Source organism: Hydrogenivirga sp. 128-5-R1-1, assembly GCF_000171895.1.
Genome location: NZ_ABHJ01000359.1, coordinates 1 through 1435, shown reverse-complemented (window position 1 = coordinate 1435; position 1435 = coordinate 1). Strand labels below are relative to the sequence as shown.

At 30.7% G+C, this 1435-nt stretch carries 2 protein-coding genes and 1 pseudogene; all 3 read left to right on the top strand.

Annotated features, from left to right (window positions below; translation table 11 throughout):
• A pseudogene (locus HG1285_RS20420) lies at window positions 1-144 on the top strand (ferredoxin oxidoreductase); the annotation flags it as partial.
• Between the two features lie 32 nt (window positions 145-176).
• A complete protein-coding gene (locus HG1285_RS01640; protein WP_008289343.1) occupies window positions 177-485 on the top strand; it encodes a hypothetical protein in 309 nt (102 codons plus the stop codon).
• 318 nt (window positions 486-803) lie between these two features.
• The gene (locus HG1285_RS01645; protein WP_008289342.1) at window positions 804-1376 is read left to right on the top strand and encodes a carbon monoxide dehydrogenase beta subunit family protein; all 573 of its coding nucleotides are present in this window, start codon (window positions 804-806) and stop codon (window positions 1374-1376) included.
• The last annotated feature ends 59 nt before the right edge of the window (window positions 1377-1435 follow it).

Sequence of the window (1435 nt, the reverse complement as noted above, 5' to 3'; positions counted from 1 at the left end):
CCTGAAGCAAATACATTAATGTTTGATGAGGAAAAAAACTCTGCATATGTAGATGAACAAAGATGTAAAGGTTGTGCATTGTGTGTTTATGTTTGTTCAGACCTTCTCAAAAGAGACTGTATAACTATGGAAATGGTTACATAATATAAACTTTATTTGTTTTGTGGAGGGACATTATGGAAAAAGAGTTAAAAGAAAAATTAGAAAAAGTTGTAGAGCTTGTTAGAAATGTTATGGCAGACCCAGATATTGACATTGATTACTGCATACCTGAAGTTGCAACTACTTCAGATAAGTGTGAAGTAAATGCAGACCCTTACATTATAGTCAGGTATACTATAGAAGAAGGAGATACACACGAAAGAAAAATTAAATTAAGAAAAAAATACCTTGAAAAAACAGCTGAAGATTTAGCAAATTTTATTACCTTCTACATTGAGCAGTTCATTGAGGAGATTGATTCAGTTGAATATGGTGGTGAGTAGTACATTTTAATATTTTTATAATGGGTGTTTCTCGCCCATTTTTTTTCTAACTTTATCCAGCAAATAATAAATCTACCTGTCTCTAAAAGTTTATCTCAGGTATTATTTAAAAATAGAAATTCACCTTTTAATAAAAACTATTTTTAGTTTTACTTAAAATATAACAGCGTTTTATTTTTCTGATAAAAATCATTTTTAAACTGTTGATATACATTTATTTTAAAAGACAATAATTTAGTTGAATTAATATTTATTTTCATTTATATTAATAATCCAGACTTGGATATAATTTAAAATTTTTATCAATAGGAGGACATTATGGCAAAATTAGGACCAGCGCATTACTCTCCATATCCAGCAGCGATTTATGAAGGTGTTTTAAATCCACCTTATGGAAAAGCTCTTTTATTTGATGAGGTCGTTGATAAAGAAGTGGCAATGAGAGAAGCTGCAAAGGCTATGCTTACCAGAGAAAATGCAACTATCTTCCCAGGACCTCTCGTTTTGTATGCGTGGAATGAAGAAGCAACAAAAAAGGCTAAACTTGTAAAAGAAATGGCTGAGGTATTAAATGCAAGAATAATTCCTATGTATGACTATCGTCCTAAATATCCGGCGGTAAATCCAGAAGTTGAAATAAATCCTAACCATCCAAATCTTACAATCTGGCACAATAACATAAAAGCATGTATATTCATTGGTGTCCATGACCATTACGCAGAGGTTGCCTTAAAAATAATAAGAGCAGAAACAGACTGCTTAACAATTTCTATGGATACGTATTCTGGTCATGAAGATGCAATGATAACAATCAGAAGTGCTGAAATTGAAGACTTAGAAAGATTTATAGAAATAGCAAAAGAAGTAAAAAAAGAGCTGGGTTTAGCTTAATTTATTAAATAAGAGGTATTTATTATGAGTTCATTAGTTAATAAAGAAGCAAAGGAGCA